Raw genomic sequence first — 17597 nt, forward strand, 5'->3', positions numbered from 1 at the left:
GGACCGGGGACGAACTGCGCCCGGGCGGCGACGAGTTCGCCTTCGGCGACTGGAGCGGGCCGCCGCGCCGGCCCGTCGCGGGCGCCCGTTTCCGTCTCCGCCCGTGTCCGGGAATAGGCGTGGGTTCACCCCGCGTTGCCGCGAGCATGACGACGAACGCGCCGCGGCCCGAGGTGCTGCGCTACACCGCCTTCTCCGGTGACCCCGCCGGCGGGAACCCCGCCGGTGTCGTCCTGGACGCCACCGGCCTGGACGACGGTGACATGCTGGCCATCGCCGCCGGCCTCGGGTACTCGGAGTCCGCGTTCCTGACCGCGCCCCCGGAGGGCCTCGACGGCCGGGAGGGGCGGGCGTACGGCATCCGCTACTTCAGTCCCAAGGCCGAGGTGCCGTTCTGCGGGCACGCCACGGTCGCGACCGCCGTCGCGCTCGCCGAGCGGATCGGCCCCGGGGAGCTGGTGTTCGCGACCCGCGCCGGCACCGTGCCGGTGGAGGTGACCGAAGAGGGCGGGACGCTCCGGGCCACGCTCACCAGCGTCGAGCCGCACATCGAGGAGATCGCCGGCGCCGACCTCGACGAGGCGCTCGCCGCGCTCGGCTGGCCGGCCGCCGACCTCGATCCGGCCTTCCCGCCGCGCATCGCGTTCGCCGGCGCCCGCCATCTCGTCCTCGCGGCGGCGACGCGCGCCCGGCTCGCGGATCTCGCGTACGACTTCGCGCGCCTCGAAGCCCTGATGCACCGACTGGACCTGACCACGGTCCAGCTGGTGTGGCGGGAGTCGGCCACCGTCTTCCACGTCCGTGACCCGTTCCCCGTCGGCGGCGTGGTCGAGGACCCGGCGACCGGCGCGGCGGCCGCCGCGTTCGGCGCGTACGCCCGCGAGTTCGGCCTGGTCCCCGAGGACGCCGTCCTCACCCTGCACCAGGGTGAGGACCTGGGCCGCCCCGGCGAACTCACGGTGACGCTGCGCGCGGGCGACCCGCGCGTCCGCGTCGGCGGCGCGGGAACCCGCATCGGCTGAGCGGCGGCCGCCGCCCGAGCGGGGTCAGGCCGGAGCCACGGGCAGGACGTCCGGGGACAGCGCCGCGGCGCGGGCCGTCGCCGCCGTCATGCGGCGCCGGTGGTGCCGCCGGCACAGCACCTCGTAACCGACCTCGTCCGCGGACTGGTTGACGTCGCCGACGACCACCTGGGCGCCCTCGACGACCATGACGCCGCCTATCGTGCGGGCGTTGTGCGTGGCGCGGGCGCCGCACCAGCACAGCGCCTCGACCTGCAGGACCTCGACCCGGTCGGCCAGTTCGACCAGCCGCTGGGAGCCGGGGAACAGCTTGGAGCGGAAGTCGGTGGTGATGCCGAAGGCGTAGACGTCGAGTTCCAGGTCGTCGACCACGCGCGCGAGCTGGTCGATCTGCTCCGGCGTCAGGAACTGCGCCTCGTCCGCGATCACGTAGTCCGCACGCCCGCCCTGCGAGAGGTGGTCGACGAGATACGCGTACAGGTCCGTGTCGTCCTCGACCTCCACCGCGTCGGTGACCAGGCCGAGGCGGGAGGAGAGCTTGCCCTCGCCCGCGCGGTCGTTCCGCGTGAAGATCATGCCCGTCAGGCCGCGCGCCGAACGGTTGTGCTCGATCTGGAGAGCCAGCGTCGACTTCCCGCAGTCCATCGTTCCGGAGAAGAACACCAGCTCGGGCATGGGGGGATGAGCACCTTTCGGCAGCGGACGGCAGGGGGACGGGGTCAGGGGCGTACTTCGAGCAGGGGGACCAGCTGCTCGGCAGGGGTCATCGAGCCGTGGTTGCCGGTCATCGCCGACTCCTTCGGCTCCCGCTCCGACGCGATGATCAGCACGTCGTCCCGCGCGGCGGCGACCACGTCGCCGATCCGGCCGTACACCCGCTCGTCGACGGAGGGGCCGAACCAGCCCGCCGCGATCGCCTCGTCCCGCGAGGCCACCCAGAACTGCTCGCCGAGCACCTCGCGCCAGCAGGTCAGGACGTCGTTCTCGGCGCCCGGCAGCGCGTAGACGTGCCGCGCGCGCCCCTCGCCGCCCAGCAGGGCGACCCCGGCGCGCAGCTCCCAGTCCTCGTCGAAGTCGATGCGGTGCTGCTCGTCGAAGGGCACGTCGATCATGCCGTGGTCGGCGGTGACGTAGAGCGCGCTGCGCGGCGGCAGTTGCTCGGCCAGGCGCTGGACCAGCCGGTCGACGTGGCCGAGCTGGCCGCGCCAGGCGTCGGAGTCCACGCCGAAGCGGTGGCCGGCGCCGTCGACCTCGGCGTAGTACGTGTAGACCAGGGAACGGTCGGCGGCGGCCAGTTGCTCGGCCGCGAGGTCCACGCGGTCCTCGCCGGACAGCCGCCCGAGGAACGTCCCGCCGCTGAGCGCGACCTTGGTCAGCGGGGTGTTCTCGAACGCCGGGGAGGTGACCTGGGCGGCGTGCACCCCGGCGCGCTGCGCGAGCTGGAAGACCGTGGGGTGGGGCTGCCAGGCGCTCGGCTCCGTCCACGGCTGCCAGCGCAGCTGGTTCATCAGCTCGCCGGTGGCCGGGTCCCGCACGGTGTAGCCGGGCAGGCCGTGCGCGCCGGGCGGCAGGCCGGTGCCGACGGAGGCGAGGGAGGTCGCGGTGGTGGCCGGGTAGCCGGCGGTGAGCGGACGTCCGGTGCCGCCGCGCGAGGTGGCCAGCAGGGACGTCATGAAGGGGGCGTCCTCGGGATGTGCCCGCAGCTGCTCCCAGCCGAGGCCGTCGATCAGGAAGACGCAGGCGCGGTCGACGGGGGTCAGCTCCGGGATCGCGGCGGTCGTGCCGGGGACGCCCATGCCGGCGGCGAGCGTGGGCAGCAGATCGGCGAGCGAGCCGGTGCCGTACTCGGGGCGGGGCGCGGAGTCGACGGGGAGCGGTTCCGGGTGGTCCCAGGCGGGATCCGCGGGGGCGGGCACGGAGCGGCCCCGGTCGTGGGCGGCGGGGGGAGAGGACGGGTGGGACATCAGCGCGCGCTGTCCGCGGTCGCCTCGGAGAGCGCCTGGGCGAAGGCGAGGGCCTGGCGCACGGTCTCCGGGCCGTCCCCGGCCTCGCTGACGCGCAGGCTGAGGTCGTCGGCCGTGGAGCTGCCCGTGTAGCCGTGGTCGGCCTCGCAGTTGGGGTCGCCGCAGGCGGCCGGTTCCAGATCGATGCGGGAGACGGCGCCCCAGCCGATGGTCAGCACCACCTCGCGCGGCAGCGTGCCCGGCCGGTACTGCTCCGGGTTGGCGACCACGCGGCTGACGACGATGGAGGAGATCCGGCCGAGCTTCACGGACTCGGTGGACGTCGTCGCGTACGGCGTCGGGGAGGTGTCGTCCGCGGCCTGCTCGTCGGTGTGGCTGACGATGAAGCGGTGGTCGGTGAGGACCAGCACCGTCACGTGCCGCCGCACCTCGTTCTGGTCGAACGTCGTCTCCTGGTGGACCAGGTACGACCGGATGGGCTCGCCGCCCACGGCGGTCTCCACCGCCTCGGCCACGAGGGCCGGGTAGTAGCCGCTGCGCTCGATCGCCGCACGCAGCTCCTGGGTCGTCGTACTGGTCTTGGCCATGCCGTCCATCCTACGGGGGCGCACCGACTGCGAGGCACCGGTCACGGTCGCCCCCGCGCGGGGCCGCCCGCACGCGGCCGTCCCCGTGGAGCGGCTCAGTACGCCGGGAGCGTGCGCGGGCCGAGGTCGTCGCGGGCGGGCGGCGGGGCCAGGCGCACGGAGGCGCCGAGCACGCTCAGGCCCTGCGGGGCGACCACGACCGGCTCCAGGGTGACCGCGACGACCTCGGGGTGGTCGTCGACCAGCCGGGACACGCGCAGCAGCAGTTCCTCCAGGGCGGGCGTGTCCACGGGGGCCGAACCGCGCCAGCCGAACAGCAGCGGCGCCGTCCGGATCGAGCGGACCAGCGCGGCCGCGTCCCGGTCCGTGACCGGGATCAGCCGGTGCGCCGTGTCCCCGAGCAGCTGCGAGGCGGCCCCGGCCAGCCCGAAGGAGAGCACCGCCCCGGCCGCCGGGTCGATGACGGCCCGCACCACGGTGTCGACGCCGCGCGGCGCCATCCTCTGCACCACCGGCCGCACCTCCTGCGGCCTGCCGAACAGATCGGTCAACTCGGCGTACGAACGCCGCAGTTGTTCCTCGTCGGCCAGGTCCAGGCGGACGCCGCCGAGGTCGGCGCGGTGCCGCAGGTGCGGGGCGGTGGCCTTGAGGGCCACGGGGTAGCCGAGGGCGCGGGCGGCGGCCGCGGCGTCGTCGGGGGTGGGGGCGGGCAGGGCGCGGTGGACGTGGACGCCGTACCGGGCGAGCAGTTCGCAGGTCTCCTCCGTGCCAAGCGTGAGGCCCTGCCCGCGCGCGAGGAGTCCGCCGATCAGCGCCGCGGCCCCCTTCTCGTCGATGTCGTCGTACTCGGGCACCTTGCCGGGGTCGGCGGCCTCGCGGCGCCACTGGGCGTACTTGACGGCTTCGGCGAGGGCGCGGACGGCGCGTTCGGCGGCGGGGTAGGCGGGGATGAGGTGGGCGCCCTCGGGGGCCCGTACCGCGGCGGGCGGCCGCTCCCCGGGCCGGAGCGGGTGGCCGGGCGGGGTGCCGGGCGCGGGCTGGGGCGCGGTGCTCGCGGCGGCCGACAGGGCCTCGGCGAGCCCGCCGAGCTCCACGTGCACGACCAGGACCGGCTTGGCGGGGACCGCGGCGGCGGCCGACCGCAGGGCCTCCGCCAGCGCCGCGTCCTGGGCCGGGTCCTCCCTCACCGCGGGGATCGCGGTCACGACCACCGCGTCGCAGGTGTCGTCGGCGAGCGCGCGGGCGAGGGCCGCGCGGAAGTCCGCCGCCGAGGCCGCCGTGGTCAGGTCCAGCGGCGGGTGGGGGCGCAGGCCCTCGGCGAGGCAGGCGTCGTAGGTGAGCAGCCCGAGGGACTCGGAGTTGCCGAGGATCGCCACCCGGGGTCCGGCGGGCAGGGGCTGGCGGGCGAGCAGCAGGCCCGCGTCCACCAGTTCGGTGATGGTGTCCACCCGGATCACCCCGGCCTGCCGCAGCAGCGCGGAGACGGTGGCGTGCGGCAGCCGCGTCGCCCGTACGGTGTGGCCCTGGGGGGCGGTGCCGTGGCGCGCCCCCTGGACGACGACCAGCGGCTTCGCCGCCGCCGTGCGCCGCGCGAGGCGGGTGAACTTGCGCGGGTTGCCGATGGACTCCAGGTACATCAGCACGACGTCGGTGTCCGGGTCGTCGTACCAGTACTGGAGGACGTCGTTGCCGGACACGTCGGCCCGGTTGCCGGACGAGACGAAGGTCGACACGCCGGTGACGCCGGTGACCCCTCCCCCGCGCCGGTGCAGCCGGGACAGCAGGGCGACGCCGATGGCACCGGACTGGGCGAACAGCCCGATGCGTCCGGGGCGCGGCGTCTCGGGGGCGAGGGAGGCGTTGAGCCGCACCCGCGGGGAGGTGTTGATGATCCCGAAGGCGTTGGGCCCGATGATCCGCATGCCGTACGCGCGCGCGTGCCGCACCAGGGCGCGCTGGCGCTCGCGCCCCTCGGGACCGCTCTCGGCGTACCCGGCGGAGACCACGACGAGGCCCTGCACGCCGTGCTCGCCGCACTCGGCGACGACCGCGGGGACGTGCTCGGCCGGGACGGCGACCACCGCGAGGTCGACGGGCCCGTCGATGTCCCGCACCGAGCGGTGGGCGGGCACCCCGTCGAGCTCCTTCCACTCCTCGGGGAAGGCCCGGTTGACGGCGTACAGCCGGCCGGTGAAACCGGCGTCCCGGATGTTGCCGAGGATGCTGCGGCCCACGCCGCCGGGTGTGCGGCCGGCCCCGACGACGGCGACCGAGCCCGGCGCCAGCAGCCGCTGCACGGACCGCGCCTCGGCGCGCTGCTCGCGCGCGTACTGCACGGCCAGCGAGCGGCCGGTCGGTTCGAGGTCGAGCTCCAGGCGGACGACGCCGTCCTCGAAGCTGCGCTTCTGGGTGTACCCGGCGTCCGTGAACACCTTGATCATCCTGGTGTTGGCGGGCAGCACCTCGGCGGCGAAGCGGCGGATGCCGCGCTCCCGGGCGACGGCGGCGATGTGTTCGAGGAGGGCGGAGGCGACGCCGCGGCCCTGGTGGGCGTCCTGGACCAGGAAGGCGACCTCGGCCGTCTCGGACGGGGCGGGGCCGGCCGCGGACGGGTGGGCCGGCACGGCCGCGCCGCCGGCGCCGATCCGGTCGTAGCGTACGGTGGCGATGAACTCGCCGCCGACCGTGGCCGCGAGTCCCACCCGGTCCACGAAGTCGTGGTGCGTGAAGCGGTGGACGTCCTTGGCGGACAGGCGGGGGTAGGGCGCGAAGAAGCGGTAGTACTTCGACTCGTCCGACACCTGCTCGTAGAAGCTGACCAGCCGGTCCGCGTCGTCGACGGTGATGGGGCGGATGCGCGCGGTGCCGCCGTCGCGCAGCACCACGTCGGCCTCCCAGTGGGCGGGGTACTCGTGCCGGTCCGGCGAGGTCTGCATGGGCCCCAGCGTAAGGCTCGCGTCCGGCGACGGCGCGGGGCAGGCTGTGGGGGACGGAGGTCCGGGCCGAGGCCGCGGCCCGGCCGCCGCCCCGGAGGGACGCGCGTTCCTCCGGGCATGCTTCACGATATGGGAAACTGGTCTAGACAACCCTGAACACCGAAGGGCAGCAACACATGGCTGAGCGCCGCGTCAACGTCGGCTGGGCCGAGGGCCTCCACGCCCGCCCCGCCTCCATCTTCGTCCGGGCCGCCACGGCCGCAGGCGTCCCGGTGACGATCGCCAAGGCAGGCGGCACCCCCGTCAACGCGGCCTCCATGCTGGCCGTCCTGAGCCTGGGCGCCCAGGGCGGCGAGGAGATCGTCCTCGCGTCGGACGCCGAGGGCGCCGACACCGCCCTGGACCGGCTGGCGAAGCTGGTCTCCGAGGGCCTGGAGGAGCTCCCCGAGACCGTCTGACGCCCCTGCGCGGCTTTCGCGAGGCCGGCCGCGCACGGCCGGATTTCCGGCCGGCGGCGGGGACGCCGTCGATTCCGGGACGCCGTCCCGCACCCCCGAAGGGCTCGTCCGAATTACCGGGCAAGCCCTTCGGGTTTTTCATTTCCGGGCAGCAGGAACAATCCCCCCGGGAATTTCCTGCTCTTTGTATACGGCCTCCTTGTTAATGCCGCAGGCTCGGCATGTTTACGGGAGGTTGCGAGTTCCTCACACGCTCCGGACGGTCCGCGCCCGGGGCGAACCGCAGCCGGTGCGCGGCGGCCGCGCGCTCGTTGTGCAGCGCCGTCAGCGCCCGCGCGCGTTCGCCGTCGCCGCGCGCCACGGCGTCCACGATCGCCCCGTGCTCCGCCCAGGTCTCCACGGGTCCGGCGGGCGCCTGCACGGTGTACATCCAGGCGATCTTATGGCGCAGCTGGGTCAGCGTCGCGGTCAGGGCGGGGCTGCCGGAGGCCTGGGCGAGCGTCTCGTGGAACCAGCCGCCCAGGGAGCGCAGGTCCTCGCCGCCGCCCCGGCGGGCGCGCTCCTGGCCGATCCTGACCAGGCCGCGCAACACCTTCAGATGGGCCTCGGTGCGCCGCTGGGCGGCCCGGAAGGCGCCGAGCGGCTCCAGGAGCCCGCGCATCTCCAGCAGGTCGGCGGCCTCCTGCTCGGTGGGTTCCGCGACGCACGCGCCCGCGTGCCGCCGGGTCACCACGAAGCCCTCGGCCTCCAGGGTGCGCAGGGCCTCGCGCACGGGGACGCGCGAGACGCCGTAGCGGCGCGCGAGGAGTTCCTCGGTGAGGCGGCTGCCGCGCTCGTGGACACCCGCGACGATGTCGTCCCGGATGGCCGTGCACACCGAGTGCGCCGGAATACGCATGACCGACCTCCGCCTTAATCCCCGTGAAACGCCGACGATGGACGCGTGTTCCGTGACTCTATTGCAATGAGCCGGAATTTCCGACGGCGGCCCGGAAATCATGGATATTTTTTGGACATCCGGCCGTGCGGAACGCCGAAAGCCCCGGCTCGGGGAGCCGGGGCCTCGGGAAACGCGACCGTCCGCCGTCGGACGTTCACGAGAGCGTGCGGCGCCGGGCCCCGCGGGCGGGGCGTGCGGGGCCGGACCCCGTGCGCGGGGCGTACGGCGTCAGAGGTCCACGCCGTGCGAGCGGAGGTAGGCGACCGGGTCGATGTCGGAGCCGTACCCGGCGGCCGTGCGGGCCTCGAAGTGCAGGTGCGGCCCGGTGACGTTGCCGGTCGCGCCGGACAGGCCGATCCGCTGGCCCGGGAGCACCGCCTGGCCCACCGAGACGCCGATGGACGACAGGTGGCCGTACTGGGTGTACGTGCCGTCGTGCATCCTGATCACGACCTGGTTGCCGTACGCGCCGCCCCAGCCGGCCTCGACGACGGTGCCGGCGCCGACCGCCTGGACGGGGGTGCCGCCGGCCGCGTGGAAGTCGACGCCGGTGTGGGTGCCGGAGGACCAGACGGCGCCGCCGGCCCGGTAGCCGGTGGAGACGTAGGAGCCGGCGATGGGCGGCACGTAGGTGTTCAGGCGCTTGCGCTCGGCCTCGCGGGCGGCGCGCTCCTTGGCCTCGCGCGCCTTCTTCGCCGCCTCGGCCGCCTCCTTGCGCGCGATCCGGGCGGCCCGCTGCTCGGCGGCGGCCTCCTCGGCGGCCTGCTTCTGGGCGGCGGCCTGGGCCTCGATCTGGTCGGCCAAGGACTCCCCGAGGGCGAGGACGGGGGTGAGGCCGGTCTGCTCGGCGGCGAGGGCGGGGGCCGCGGCGGCGCCGATGACACCGGTGGTGGTGAGGGCCGCGACGCCCGCCGCGCGGGCGGTGGTGCGGTGCGTCCGGCCGGAACGGCGGTGCTTCCCGGTGGCGCGGGTGAACGCCATGAAGTGTGCTGGTCCTTTCCTTCCCTCTCGCCTGCCGGGTTAGCTGACGGGTTCGGAGCAGGAAGGTCTCCTACGGGCCCCCTCGCGCTCGCGCGGGCGCCCGATTCACCCCGGGGGGACTGCTGGTCCCCTCCAGCCGCGGAGGCGGCGGGAGGAGGGTGGGTCCCCGGCTCCCCCGGCTCGCGCCGTACGGGGATTCGGCGATGGCTGCCCGCTGCCGCGGGTGCGGCGCACTGCCTGACGGACAGCCCGGAAGACGTTAAGCGCGCCGGTCCGCAAACCCCAAACACGACACGGGTTTTGTAGCGCATCCCACAGGCCGGACAGGCAACCTCCACCCCAATCCGGGCATAAGGGAGCCCTGGTGACGTATCCGTCGCCAGGGCTCCCGCGCGCGTGCCGCTACTCGGCGGACACCACGGTGACCTCACCGATGCCGAGGGCCTCCACCGGCTCCTTGATCTGCGCCGCGTCACCGACGAGGACGGTCACCAGGCGGTCCACCGGGAAGGCGTTCACGACCGCCGCGGTGGCCTCCACGGTGCCGGTCTCGGCGAGCCGGCGGTACAGCGTGGCCTGGTAGTCGTCGGGCAGGTGCTGCTCGACCTGGTCGGCCAGGGTGGCGGCGACGGCCGCCGCGGTCTCGTACTTCAGCGGCGCCACGCCCACCAGGTTCTGCACGGCGACGTCGCGCTCGGCGTCGGTGAGCCCCTCCTCGGCGAGCGTGCGCAGCACCGTCCACAGGTCCCGCAGGGCGGGGCCGGTGTTCGGGGTGTCCACGGAGCCGCTGATGGCGAGCATCGCGGCGCCGGTGCCCTCCGGGGAGGACCTGAGGACCTGCCCGAACGCCCGCACGCCGTAGGTGTAGCCCTTCTCCTCGCGCAGGACGCGGTCCAGGCGGGAGGTGAGGGTGCCGCCGAGGCAGTACGTGCCGAGCACCTGCGCGGGCCACACGCCGTCGTGCCGGTCCGGGCCGGTGCGGCCGATCAGCAGCTGCGTCTGGACGGCGCCGGGGCGGTCCACGACGACCACCCGGCCGGTGTCGTCGGCGATCACCGGGGGCACGGGCCGCGGCTCGGCCGGGGAGCCGGTCCACGCGCCGAGCGTGTCGCCGAGCAGCGCGTCGAGGTCGATGCCGGTGAGGTCGCCGACGACCACGGCGGTGGCCGTGGCGGGGCGGACGTGCTTCTCGTAGAAGGCGCGGACGGCCGCGGAGTCGATGTTCGCGACCGTCTCCTCGGTGCCCTGGCGCGGGCGCGACATGCGCGAACTCGCCGGGAACAGCTCCCTGGAGAGCTCCTTGGCGGCCCGGCGGGCGGGGTTGGCCAGCTCGTGCGGGATCTCGTCGAGCCGGTTGCGCACCAGCCGCTCCACCTCGCCGTCCGCGAACGCGGGCGACCTGAGGGCGTCGGCGATCAGCCCGAGCGCCTTGGCCAGGCGGGAGGCCGGCACCTCCAGGCTCAGGCGTACGCCGGGGTGGTCGGCGTGCGTGTCGAGGGTGGCGCCGCAGCGCTCCAGCTCGGCGGCGAACTCCTCGGCGGAGTGCTTGTCGGTGCCCTCGGCGAAGGCCCGCGCCATGATCGTGGCGACGCCGTCGAGGCCGGCCGGCTCGGCGTCCAGGGGGGCGTCGAGGAGGACCTCGACGGCGACGACCTGCTGGCCGGGGCGGTGGCAGCGCAGGACCGTCAGGCCGTTGCCGAGCGTCCCGCGCGTGGGGGCCGGGAACGCCCAGGGCCTGGGCTCGCCTCCCTCGGGCCGGGGGTGGAACTCCATCGTGGCGAGCTCGGTCACTTCGCCGTCTCCTCGTTGTCGTCGGTGGCCGCGGCGTCCGCTTCCCCGGCCTCGGTGGCGACCGGCTCGTAGACGAGCACCGCGCGGTTGTCGGGGCGCAGGCGGGCCTTGGCCACCTCCTGCACCTCCTCCGCCGTCACCTCCAGCACGCGCTGGACGGCGGTCAGGGCGAGCTGGGGGTCGCCGAAGAGGACCGCGTACCGGCACAGCTCGTCGGCGCGGCCCGCGACCGTGCCGAGCCGGTCCAGCCACTCGCGCTCCAGCTGGGCCTGGGCGCGCTCCATCTCCTCGGCCGTGGGGCCCTCCTCGGCGAACCGGGCGAGCTCCTCGTCGACGGCGGCCTCGATGACGGGCACCTCGACGTCACCGGACGTCTTCACGTCCAGCCAGCCCATCGAGGGCGCACCGGCCAGCCGCAGCAGGCCGAACCCGGCCGCCACCGCCGTGCGGTCGCGCCGGACGAGCCGGTTGTACAGGCGGGAGGACTCGCCGCCGCCCAGGACGGTGAGCGCCAGGTCGGCCGCGTCGCACGCGCGCGTGCCGTCGTGCGGCAGGCGGTAGGCCGCCATCAGGGCGCGCGCCGGGACCTCCTCCTCGACGACCTCGCGCAGCTGCCGGCCGATGATGTCGGGCAGCGAGCCGTCCCGGGGCTCCGGCTTGCCGTCGTGGGCCGGGATGGAGCCGAAGTACTTCTCGACCCAGGCGAGCGTCTGCTCGGGGTCGATGTCGCCGACGACCGACAGCACCGCGTTGTTCGGCGCGTAGTACGTGCGGAAGAACCGGCGGGCGTCCTCCAGGGTCGCCGCGTCCAGGTCGGCCATCGAGCCGATCGGGGTGTGGTGGTAGGGGTGGCCCTCCGGGTAGGCCAGGGCGGTCAGCCGCTCGAAGGCCGTGCCGTAGGGGACGTTGTCGTAGCGCTGGCGGCGCTCGTTCTTGACGACGTCCCGCTGGTTCTCCATGGACTCCTCGTCCAGCGCGGCCAGCAGCGAGCCCATGCGGTCGGCCTCCAGCCAGAGGGCGAGCTCCAGCTGGTGGGCGGGCATGGTCTCGAAGTAGTTGGTCCGCTCGAAGCTGGTGGTGCCGTTCAGCGAACCGCCCGCGCCCTGGACGAGTTCGAAGTGGCCGTTGCCCTTGACCTGGGCGGACCCCTGGAACATGAGGTGCTCGAAAAGGTGAGCCAGGCCGGTGCGTCCCTCGACCTCGTGGCGCGAGCCCACGTCGTACCAGAGGCACACCGCCGCGACCGGGGTCAGGTGGTCCTCGGAGAGCACCACGCGCAGGCCGTTGGCCAGGCGGTGCTCGGTCGCTGTCAGGCCCCCGGAGCCTGCCTGGGCTGTGGCCGTGTGACCCATGGGCATGTACGTCCCTTCGATCGCGATGCGGTGGCTGAGACCGCGCCTTTCCTGCCGTCCTGCCACTGTATGCAAGCGTGCGGGCCGCCGGTGAAGTTCCCGGCCGCCGTACGCCGAGAGCGAGAACGGGGCGATCCGGCGCGAGGGCGTAGCCTGCGGGCAGCGCCGGGCCGGGCGCCCACCCCGGGTCCTGGTCCCGCGCTGTCAGTGCCGCGGTCCACAATGGTCCGCGTCAGACACCGTTCACGCTTCAGCAAGGAGCCGGCAGCGATGGCCCGCCGTAGCACGAAGACCCCACCGCCCGACGACTCGTACGAGGAGAAGATCCTCGACATCGACGTCGTCGACGAGATGCAGGGCTCCTTCCTTGAGTACGCGTACTCGGTGATCTACTCCCGGGCCCTGCCGGACGCCCGCGACGGCCTCAAACCGGTGCACCGCCGCATCGTCTACCAGATGAACGAGATGGGCCTGCGCCCCGACCGCGGCTATGTGAAGTGCGCCCGCGTGGTCGGCGAGGTCATGGGCAAGCTGCACCCGCACGGCGACGCGTCGATCTACGACGCCCTGGTGCGCATGGCCCAGCCCTTCTCCATGCGCGTCCCGCTGGTCGACGGCCACGGCAACTTCGGCTCGCTGGGCAACGACGACCCGCCCGCCGCCATGCGGTACACCGAGTGCCGGATGACCGAGGCCACGAGCCTGATGACGGAGTCCATCGACGAGGACACCGTCGACTTCCAGCCCAACTACGACGGCCAGGAGCGCGAGCCGGTGGCGCTGCCCGCCGCCTTCCCGAACCTGCTGGTCAACGGCGCCTCGGGCATCGCCGTCGGCATGGCCACGAACATGCCGCCGCACAACCTGCGCGAGGTGATCGCGGCCGCCCGCCACCTGATCCGGTACCCGAACGCCGATCTCGACGCCCTGATGAAGCACGTCCCGGGCCCCGACCTGCCCACCGGCGGCCGGATCGTCGGCCTGTCCGGCATCCGGGACGCCTACGAGACGGGCCGCGGCACGTTCAAGATCCGCGCCACGGTCTCGGTGGAGAACGTCACCGCGCGCCGCAAGGGCCTCGTCGTCACCGAACTGCCCTTCACGGTCGGCCCCGAGAAGGTCATCGCCAAGATCAAGGACCTGGTCGGCTCGAAGAAGCTCCAGGGCATCGCCGACGTCAAGGACCTCACCGACCGGGAGCACGGCCTGCGCCTGGTCATCGAGATCAAGAACGGCTTCGTGCCGGAGGCCGTCCTGGAGCAGCTCTACAAGCTGACGCCGATGGAGGAGTCCTTCGGCATCAACAACGTCGCCCTGGTGGACGGCCAGCCGCTCACGCTGGGCCTGAAGGAACTCCTGGAGGTCTACCTCGACCACCGCTTCGACGTCGTCCGCCGCCGCTCCGAGTTCCGCCGCGGCAAGAAGCGCGACCGCCTGCACCTGGTCCAGGGCCTGCTCACGGCCCTGCTGGACATCGACGAGGTCATCCGCCTCATCCGCTCCAGCGAGAACTCCGCACAGGCCAAGCAGCGCCTGATGGAGCGTTTCTCCCTGAGCGAGATCCAGACCCAGTACATCCTGGACACGCCGCTGCGCCGCCTGACCAAGTACGACCGCGTCGAGCTGGAGGCGGAGCAGGACCGGCTCACCGAGGAGATCGAGGAACTGACCCGGATCCTCGAGTCCGACACGGAGCTGCGCAAGCTGGTCTCCTCCGAACTGGCCGCGGTGGCGAAGAAGTTCGGCACCGACCGCCGTACGGTGCTGCTGGAGTCGTCGGACACCCCGGTCGCCGTGCCGCTGCAGGTGGCGGACGACCCGTGCCGGGTGCTGCTGTCCTCCACGGGCCTGCTGGCCCGTACGGCGAACGCCGACCCCTTCCCCGCGGACGCCCGCGCCAAGCGCGTCAAGCACGACGTGATCGTCTCGGCGGTGCCGGCCACGGCCCGCGGCGAGATCGGTGTGGTGACCTCGGCCGGCCGTCTGCTCCGCCTGAACGTGATCGACCTCCCCCAGCTCCCGGAGACGACAACGACGCCGAACCTCTCGGGAGGTGCGCCGCTCGCGGAGTTCGTCTCCCTCCAGGACGACGAGACGGTGGTCTGCCTGACCACGCTCGACGAGTCCTCGCCGGGCCTGGCGCTCGGCACCGAGCAGGGCGTGGTCAAGCGCGTGGTGCCCGACTACCCGGCCAACAAGGAGGAGCTGGAGGTCATCACGCTCAAGGAGGGCGACCGGATCGTCGGCGCGGTGGAACTGCGCACCGGCGAGGAGGACCTGGTCTTCATCACGGACGACGCGCAGCTGCTGCGCTTCCAGGCCTCGCAGGTCCGGCCCCAGGGCCGTCCGGCGGGCGGCGTGGCGGGCATCAAGCTGACCGACGGCGCGAGGGTGATCTCCTTCACGGCCGTCGACCCGGCCGCCGACGCGGTGGTGTTCACGGTCGCGGGCTCGCGCGGCACGCTGGACGACTCCGTGCAGACCACGGCCAAGCTGACCCCGTTCGACCAGTTCCCGCGCAAGGGCCGCGCCACCGGCGGCGTCCGCTGCCAGCGGTTCCTGAAGGGCGAGGACTGCCTGGCCCTGGCCTGGGCGGGCGCCGCCCCGGCCCGCGCCGCCCAGAAGAACGGCTCCCCGGCCGAACTGCCGGAACTCGATCCGCGCCGCGACGGCTCGGGCGTGTCCCTGCCGAAGACGGTGGCGGTGGTGGCGGGGCCCGCCTGAGCCGGGAGGGCTTCGCGGGGCCGGGGTCCCGGGCACGGGGCCCCGGTCGCCGGGAGCCTGGACGCGGGTCCCGGCCGCCGGGGTCCCGTGGCCGGGGCCCGGCTCGCCCTAGTGACTCCGCTCGTCGGGATCCTGGTGGCAGGGGTCCAGGTCCTCGGGATCCTCGTCGTAGGGATCCAGGTCCTCGGGATCCCGCTCACCGGGGTCCCACGCCTCGGGGTCCCGATGACCGGGATCCTGTTCCCGCCCCTCGGGGTCCCGGTCCCGCTCGCGCTCCTCGGGATCCTGGACGAAGCGCAGGACGCCCCACATGCCGTGCTCGTCGGCGTGCGAGGTCTCGTTCCTGCACGCCTCCAGCTCCTTGCCGAGGGCCGGCGCGTCGATGCCGGAGCCGATGAGGACCAACTGCGTGAGGCGTTCGCCGCCGGGCGCCCACGGCTCCGGGTAGAAGCGCAGGAACCGGCCCACGGCGTGGATCGCGTACCGGTTCCGGGGGTCGTACGGACCGAAGTCGACGTACCCCTTGATCCGGTACAGCCCCTCGGGCCGGCTGTCGAGGAACGCCATCAGTCGCCGCGGGTCGAGAGGCGCCGCGGAGACGAAGGACACGCTGTCGTAGGCGGTGTGCAGGTGCCCGGCGTGACCGTCCGCGCCCTCGTCCCGACCGTGGTCGTGCAGGTCGTCGAAGGACAGCTGCCCGACCCGCTCCTCGCTCGGCCTGCAGTCGAAGAGGAACTCGGGGTCGATGCGGCCGTAGGCGGCCGGCACCACGGCGGCCCGGTCGGCGAGGGACCGCACGAGGCCGAGCACGCGCTCGCCGTCCGCCGCCCGGTCGAGCTTGTTGACCACCACGAGGTCGGCCAGGGCGAGGTGCCGGTCGATCTCGGGGTGCTTCGCCCGGGTGTCGTCGAACTCCGCGGCGTCGACGACCTCGACGAGCCCGCCGTACACGACCCCCGGATGCTCGCTGGCGAGCACCATGCGCACGAGTTCCCGCGGCTCGGCGAGCCCGCTGGCCTCGATGACGATGACGTCGACGCCGGTGGCGGGCCGCGCGAGCCGCTCCAGGTACAGGTCGAGCTCACCGACGTCGACGGCGCAGCACAGGCAGCCGTTGCCCAGGGAGACGGTGGAGTCGCCGAGCGCGCCCGCCACCGCCATCGCGTCGATCTCGATGGCGCCGAAGTCGTTGACGACGACGCCGATCCGGCTGCCGCCGCTGTGGTGGAGGAGGTGGTTCAGCAGAGTCGTCTTCCCGGAGCCGAGGAATCCGGCGAGCACGACGACCGGGATCTGCCGCGGCCCCGGGTGCGCCCCCGTACCGGCACCGGCGCTCGGACCCGGTCCCGCGGCCGGAGCCGGATCCCCTGCCGGAGCCGGCCCCTCGTCCGGCCTCGGATCATCCGGCCTCGGACTCGGGGCCGGGCCTGGGCCCGGGCTCGGGCCGGCGCTCTGAGTCGGGCTCGGCTGGCTCACTGTGCGACCTCTCTCACGCCGTCGCGCACACCGGTGCGTGCCCGGCGTACCTGGGGAACGGAATGCCGACCCAGGATACGAGCGGGGAGAAACCCCGTGGCGTGGACGATCGCCGGCGACGCTCGCGGGGCACACCCCGCCGCCGTCCTGGCGCTCGTCGCGCCCGCCGCCTCGCCCCGGGTGCCCCACGGCGAGCGGGACGGTCCCGCCGTCGCTCGTGCGGCGGGCCGGCCGCCCACGCCCCGGAGGAGTGCGGGGAGCGGCCGCTGCGCATACGCCCGAGCGGCCGGTACGCGGGGGCCCGGGCCCCCGCTGCCCCTGCCGGAGCAGCGACCGGGCGCGGCTGGAGAGCGCCCGGCTCACATCAGGTTAGGCTCACCTTCGTGAGTACGTGCTCAACCGTCTCCCTGGACCTCGACGAGCCCCTCGCGGGAACCGCGGCCACCGCGCGGACCTGGCTGCTGCTGGAACAGCCCGGTCCCTGGGGCGCCAAGGCGCTCACCGCCAGCCACCTGGATCCCGCGCTGGGCCGTGCCCTGGAGGCGGCCGCGAAGGGCACGGGCGTACGCATCGCGCTCATCCGCCGCCCCGGACGGCACGCCGACTGCGGCGCGCCCGCCGAACGCCGGGTGTACGCGGCCCACACCGTCGCGGGAAACGCGTGGCTGCACGGCGCCACCGTCACCGACCCCGGGCGCCTGCTCGACCTCGACTTCGCCGCCCTCGGCAGCGGCGATCACCAGACCTTCGGCTCGGTGCTCCGCGGCGCGCCCCACACGGGCGATCCGCTCGCCCTCGTCTGCACCAACGGCAAGCGCGACCGCTGCTGCGCCCTCCTCGGCCGCCCCCTGGCGGCCGAACTCGCCGCCTCCGGGTTCCAGGGCGTCTGGGAGGTCACCCATCTGGGTGGTCACCGTTTCTCGCCGACGCTGCTCGTCCTGCCGTACGGATACGCCTACGGCCGGGTCGGGGCCCCGGCCGTCAAGGAGATCCTGCACGGAGTGCGGGAGGGGCGGATCGTCGTGGCGGGATGCCGCGGGAACTCGGCCTGGGAACGCCCCGGCCAGGCGGCCGAACTGGCCGTGCGCACGGCCTCGGGCGAGGACGGGGCGGAGACGCTGGGCGTGGTGCGGACGGACGGCGCGGCCCCCCGCTGGGAGGTGACCGTCGCCCACACCGACGGGCGCCACTGGCGGGTCGTGGTGGCCCAGGGCCGGCCCCGGCCGCCCCGCCCGGAGAGCTGCGGCGCGTCGGTGCTGGGCTCACCGGCGCGGATGGACGTGGTGGAGGTGCGCGAGCTCGCGGTGGCGACGGCGCTGGCGAGCTGACCGCGAGGACTTCCCGGCCGGCCCGGCCTCCCGCTCGC

At 74.2% G+C, this 17597-nt stretch carries 13 protein-coding genes and 1 riboswitch; of the genes, 4 read left to right on the forward strand and 9 right to left on the reverse strand.

Annotation, left to right across the window (positions count from 1 at the left end; genetic code table 11):
• The first annotated feature begins 146 nt into the window (after window positions 1–146).
• Window positions 147–1022 (forward strand): PhzF family phenazine biosynthesis protein, encoded by an 876-nt coding sequence (locus ABD363_RS11780; protein WP_344602438.1) that lies wholly within the window; start codon window positions 147–149, stop codon window positions 1020–1022.
• A gap of 24 nt (window positions 1023–1046) precedes the next feature.
• Here the strand turns inward: ABD363_RS11780 and ABD363_RS11775 are convergent, their stop codons facing one another.
• The 4 genes from ABD363_RS11775 to ABD363_RS11760 all read right to left on the reverse strand — a co-directional run bounded on the left by ABD363_RS11775 (window position 1047) and on the right by ABD363_RS11760 (window position 6509).
• Window positions 1047–1697 (reverse strand): thymidine kinase, encoded by a 651-nt coding sequence (locus tag ABD363_RS11775; RefSeq protein WP_344602436.1) that lies wholly within the window; start codon window positions 1695–1697, stop codon window positions 1047–1049.
• Between the two features lie 44 nt (window positions 1698–1741).
• The gene (locus ABD363_RS11770; protein ID WP_344602434.1) at window positions 1742–2986 is read right to left on the reverse strand and encodes an alkaline phosphatase family protein; all 1245 of its coding nucleotides are present in this window, start codon (window positions 2984–2986) and stop codon (window positions 1742–1744) included.
• Window positions 2986–3573, reverse strand: a complete 588-nt coding sequence (locus ABD363_RS11765) for a DUF5998 family protein (RefSeq protein ID WP_344602432.1) — start codon at window positions 3571–3573, stop codon at window positions 2986–2988. Before ABD363_RS11765 ends, ABD363_RS11770 begins: the two co-directional genes overlap by 1 nt.
• 95 nt (window positions 3574–3668) lie before the next feature.
• Entirely contained in the window at window positions 3669–6509 is a 2841-nt protein-coding gene (locus ABD363_RS11760; protein WP_344602430.1) for a bifunctional acetate--CoA ligase family protein/GNAT family N-acetyltransferase, read from the reverse strand.
• Between the two features lie 176 nt (window positions 6510–6685).
• Between ABD363_RS11760 and ABD363_RS11755 the strand changes: the two genes are divergently transcribed.
• A complete protein-coding gene (locus ABD363_RS11755) occupies window positions 6686–6967 on the forward strand; it encodes an HPr family phosphocarrier protein (RefSeq protein WP_344602428.1) in 282 nt (93 codons plus the stop codon).
• A 202-nt stretch (window positions 6968–7169) separates the two neighbouring features.
• Here ABD363_RS11755 and ABD363_RS11750 read toward each other — a convergent pair whose 3' ends face one another.
• From ABD363_RS11750 to ABD363_RS11735, 4 genes are all read right to left on the reverse strand, one after another.
• The gene (locus ABD363_RS11750; RefSeq protein WP_344602426.1) at window positions 7170–7865 is read right to left on the reverse strand and encodes a GntR family transcriptional regulator; all 696 of its coding nucleotides are present in this window, start codon (window positions 7863–7865) and stop codon (window positions 7170–7172) included.
• 270 nt (window positions 7866–8135) lie between these two features.
• Window positions 8136–8888, reverse strand: coding sequence for a M23 family metallopeptidase (locus tag ABD363_RS11745; protein WP_344602424.1), 753 nt, complete (start codon window positions 8886–8888; stop codon window positions 8136–8138).
• Window positions 8889–8901: 13 nt separating this feature from the next.
• A riboswitch (cyclic di-AMP (ydaO/yuaA leader) is annotated at window positions 8902–9101 on the reverse strand.
• A gap of 189 nt (window positions 9102–9290) precedes the next feature.
• Window positions 9291–10679 carry a M16 family metallopeptidase gene (locus tag ABD363_RS11740; protein WP_344602422.1) on the reverse strand — a complete coding sequence of 463 codons (1389 nt, stop codon included), beginning with the start codon at window positions 10677–10679 and terminating at the stop codon, window positions 9291–9293.
• Window positions 10676–12037 carry a M16 family metallopeptidase gene (locus ABD363_RS11735; RefSeq protein WP_344602420.1) on the reverse strand — a complete coding sequence of 454 codons (1362 nt, stop codon included), beginning with the start codon at window positions 12035–12037 and terminating at the stop codon, window positions 10676–10678. The genes ABD363_RS11740 and ABD363_RS11735 overlap by 4 nt, the downstream gene beginning before the upstream one ends.
• Before the next feature lie 264 nt (window positions 12038–12301).
• Between ABD363_RS11735 and ABD363_RS11730 the strand changes: the two genes are divergently transcribed.
• On the forward strand, window positions 12302–14755 hold the full coding sequence (locus ABD363_RS11730) for a DNA gyrase/topoisomerase IV subunit A (protein ID WP_344602418.1): 2454 nt from the start codon (window positions 12302–12304) through the stop codon (window positions 14753–14755).
• A gap of 108 nt (window positions 14756–14863) precedes the next feature.
• On the opposite strand, the gene ABD363_RS11725 is transcribed toward ABD363_RS11730, so the two are convergent.
• Window positions 14864–16036 (reverse strand): CobW family GTP-binding protein, encoded by a 1173-nt coding sequence (locus ABD363_RS11725; protein ID WP_425577976.1) that lies wholly within the window; start codon window positions 16034–16036, stop codon window positions 14864–14866.
• A 578-nt stretch (window positions 16037–16614) separates the two neighbouring features.
• Here ABD363_RS11725 and ABD363_RS11720 point away from each other — a divergent pair.
• On the forward strand, window positions 16615–17559 hold the full coding sequence (locus ABD363_RS11720) for a ferredoxin family protein (RefSeq protein WP_344602416.1): 945 nt from the start codon (window positions 16615–16617) through the stop codon (window positions 17557–17559).
• Window positions 17560–17597 lie beyond the last annotated feature (38 nt).

The sequence above is a fragment of the Streptomyces glaucus genome, from assembly GCF_039533365.1.
GTDB lineage: Bacteria > Actinomycetota > Actinomycetes > Streptomycetales > Streptomycetaceae > Streptomyces > Streptomyces glaucus.

Excerpts from the sequence above, each read along its gene's own strand:
- ABD363_RS11780 (WP_344602438.1), top strand. The coding sequence starts at position 147 with ATGACGACGAACGCGCCGCGGCCCGAGGTGCTGCGCTACACCGCCTTC.
- ABD363_RS11775 (WP_344602436.1), bottom strand. The coding sequence starts at position 1,697 with ATGCCCGAGCTGGTGTTCTTCTCCGGAACGATGGACTGCGGGAAGTCG.
- ABD363_RS11770 (WP_344602434.1), bottom strand. The coding sequence starts at position 2,986 with ATGTCCCACCCGTCCTCTCCCCCCGCCGCCCACGACCGGGGCCGCTCC.
- ABD363_RS11765 (WP_344602432.1), bottom strand. The coding sequence starts at position 3,573 with ATGGCCAAGACCAGTACGACGACCCAGGAGCTGCGTGCGGCGATCGAG.
- ABD363_RS11760 (WP_344602430.1), bottom strand. The coding sequence starts at position 6,509 with ATGCAGACCTCGCCGGACCGGCACGAGTACCCCGCCCACTGGGAGGCC.
- ABD363_RS11755 (WP_344602428.1), top strand. The coding sequence starts at position 6,686 with ATGGCTGAGCGCCGCGTCAACGTCGGCTGGGCCGAGGGCCTCCACGCC.
- ABD363_RS11750 (WP_344602426.1), bottom strand. The coding sequence starts at position 7,865 with ATGCGTATTCCGGCGCACTCGGTGTGCACGGCCATCCGGGACGACATC.
- ABD363_RS11745 (WP_344602424.1), bottom strand. The coding sequence starts at position 8,888 with ATGGCGTTCACCCGCGCCACCGGGAAGCACCGCCGTTCCGGCCGGACG.
- ABD363_RS11735 (WP_344602420.1), bottom strand. The coding sequence starts at position 12,037 with ATGCCCATGGGTCACACGGCCACAGCCCAGGCAGGCTCCGGGGGCCTG.
- ABD363_RS11730 (WP_344602418.1), top strand. The coding sequence starts at position 12,302 with ATGGCCCGCCGTAGCACGAAGACCCCACCGCCCGACGACTCGTACGAG.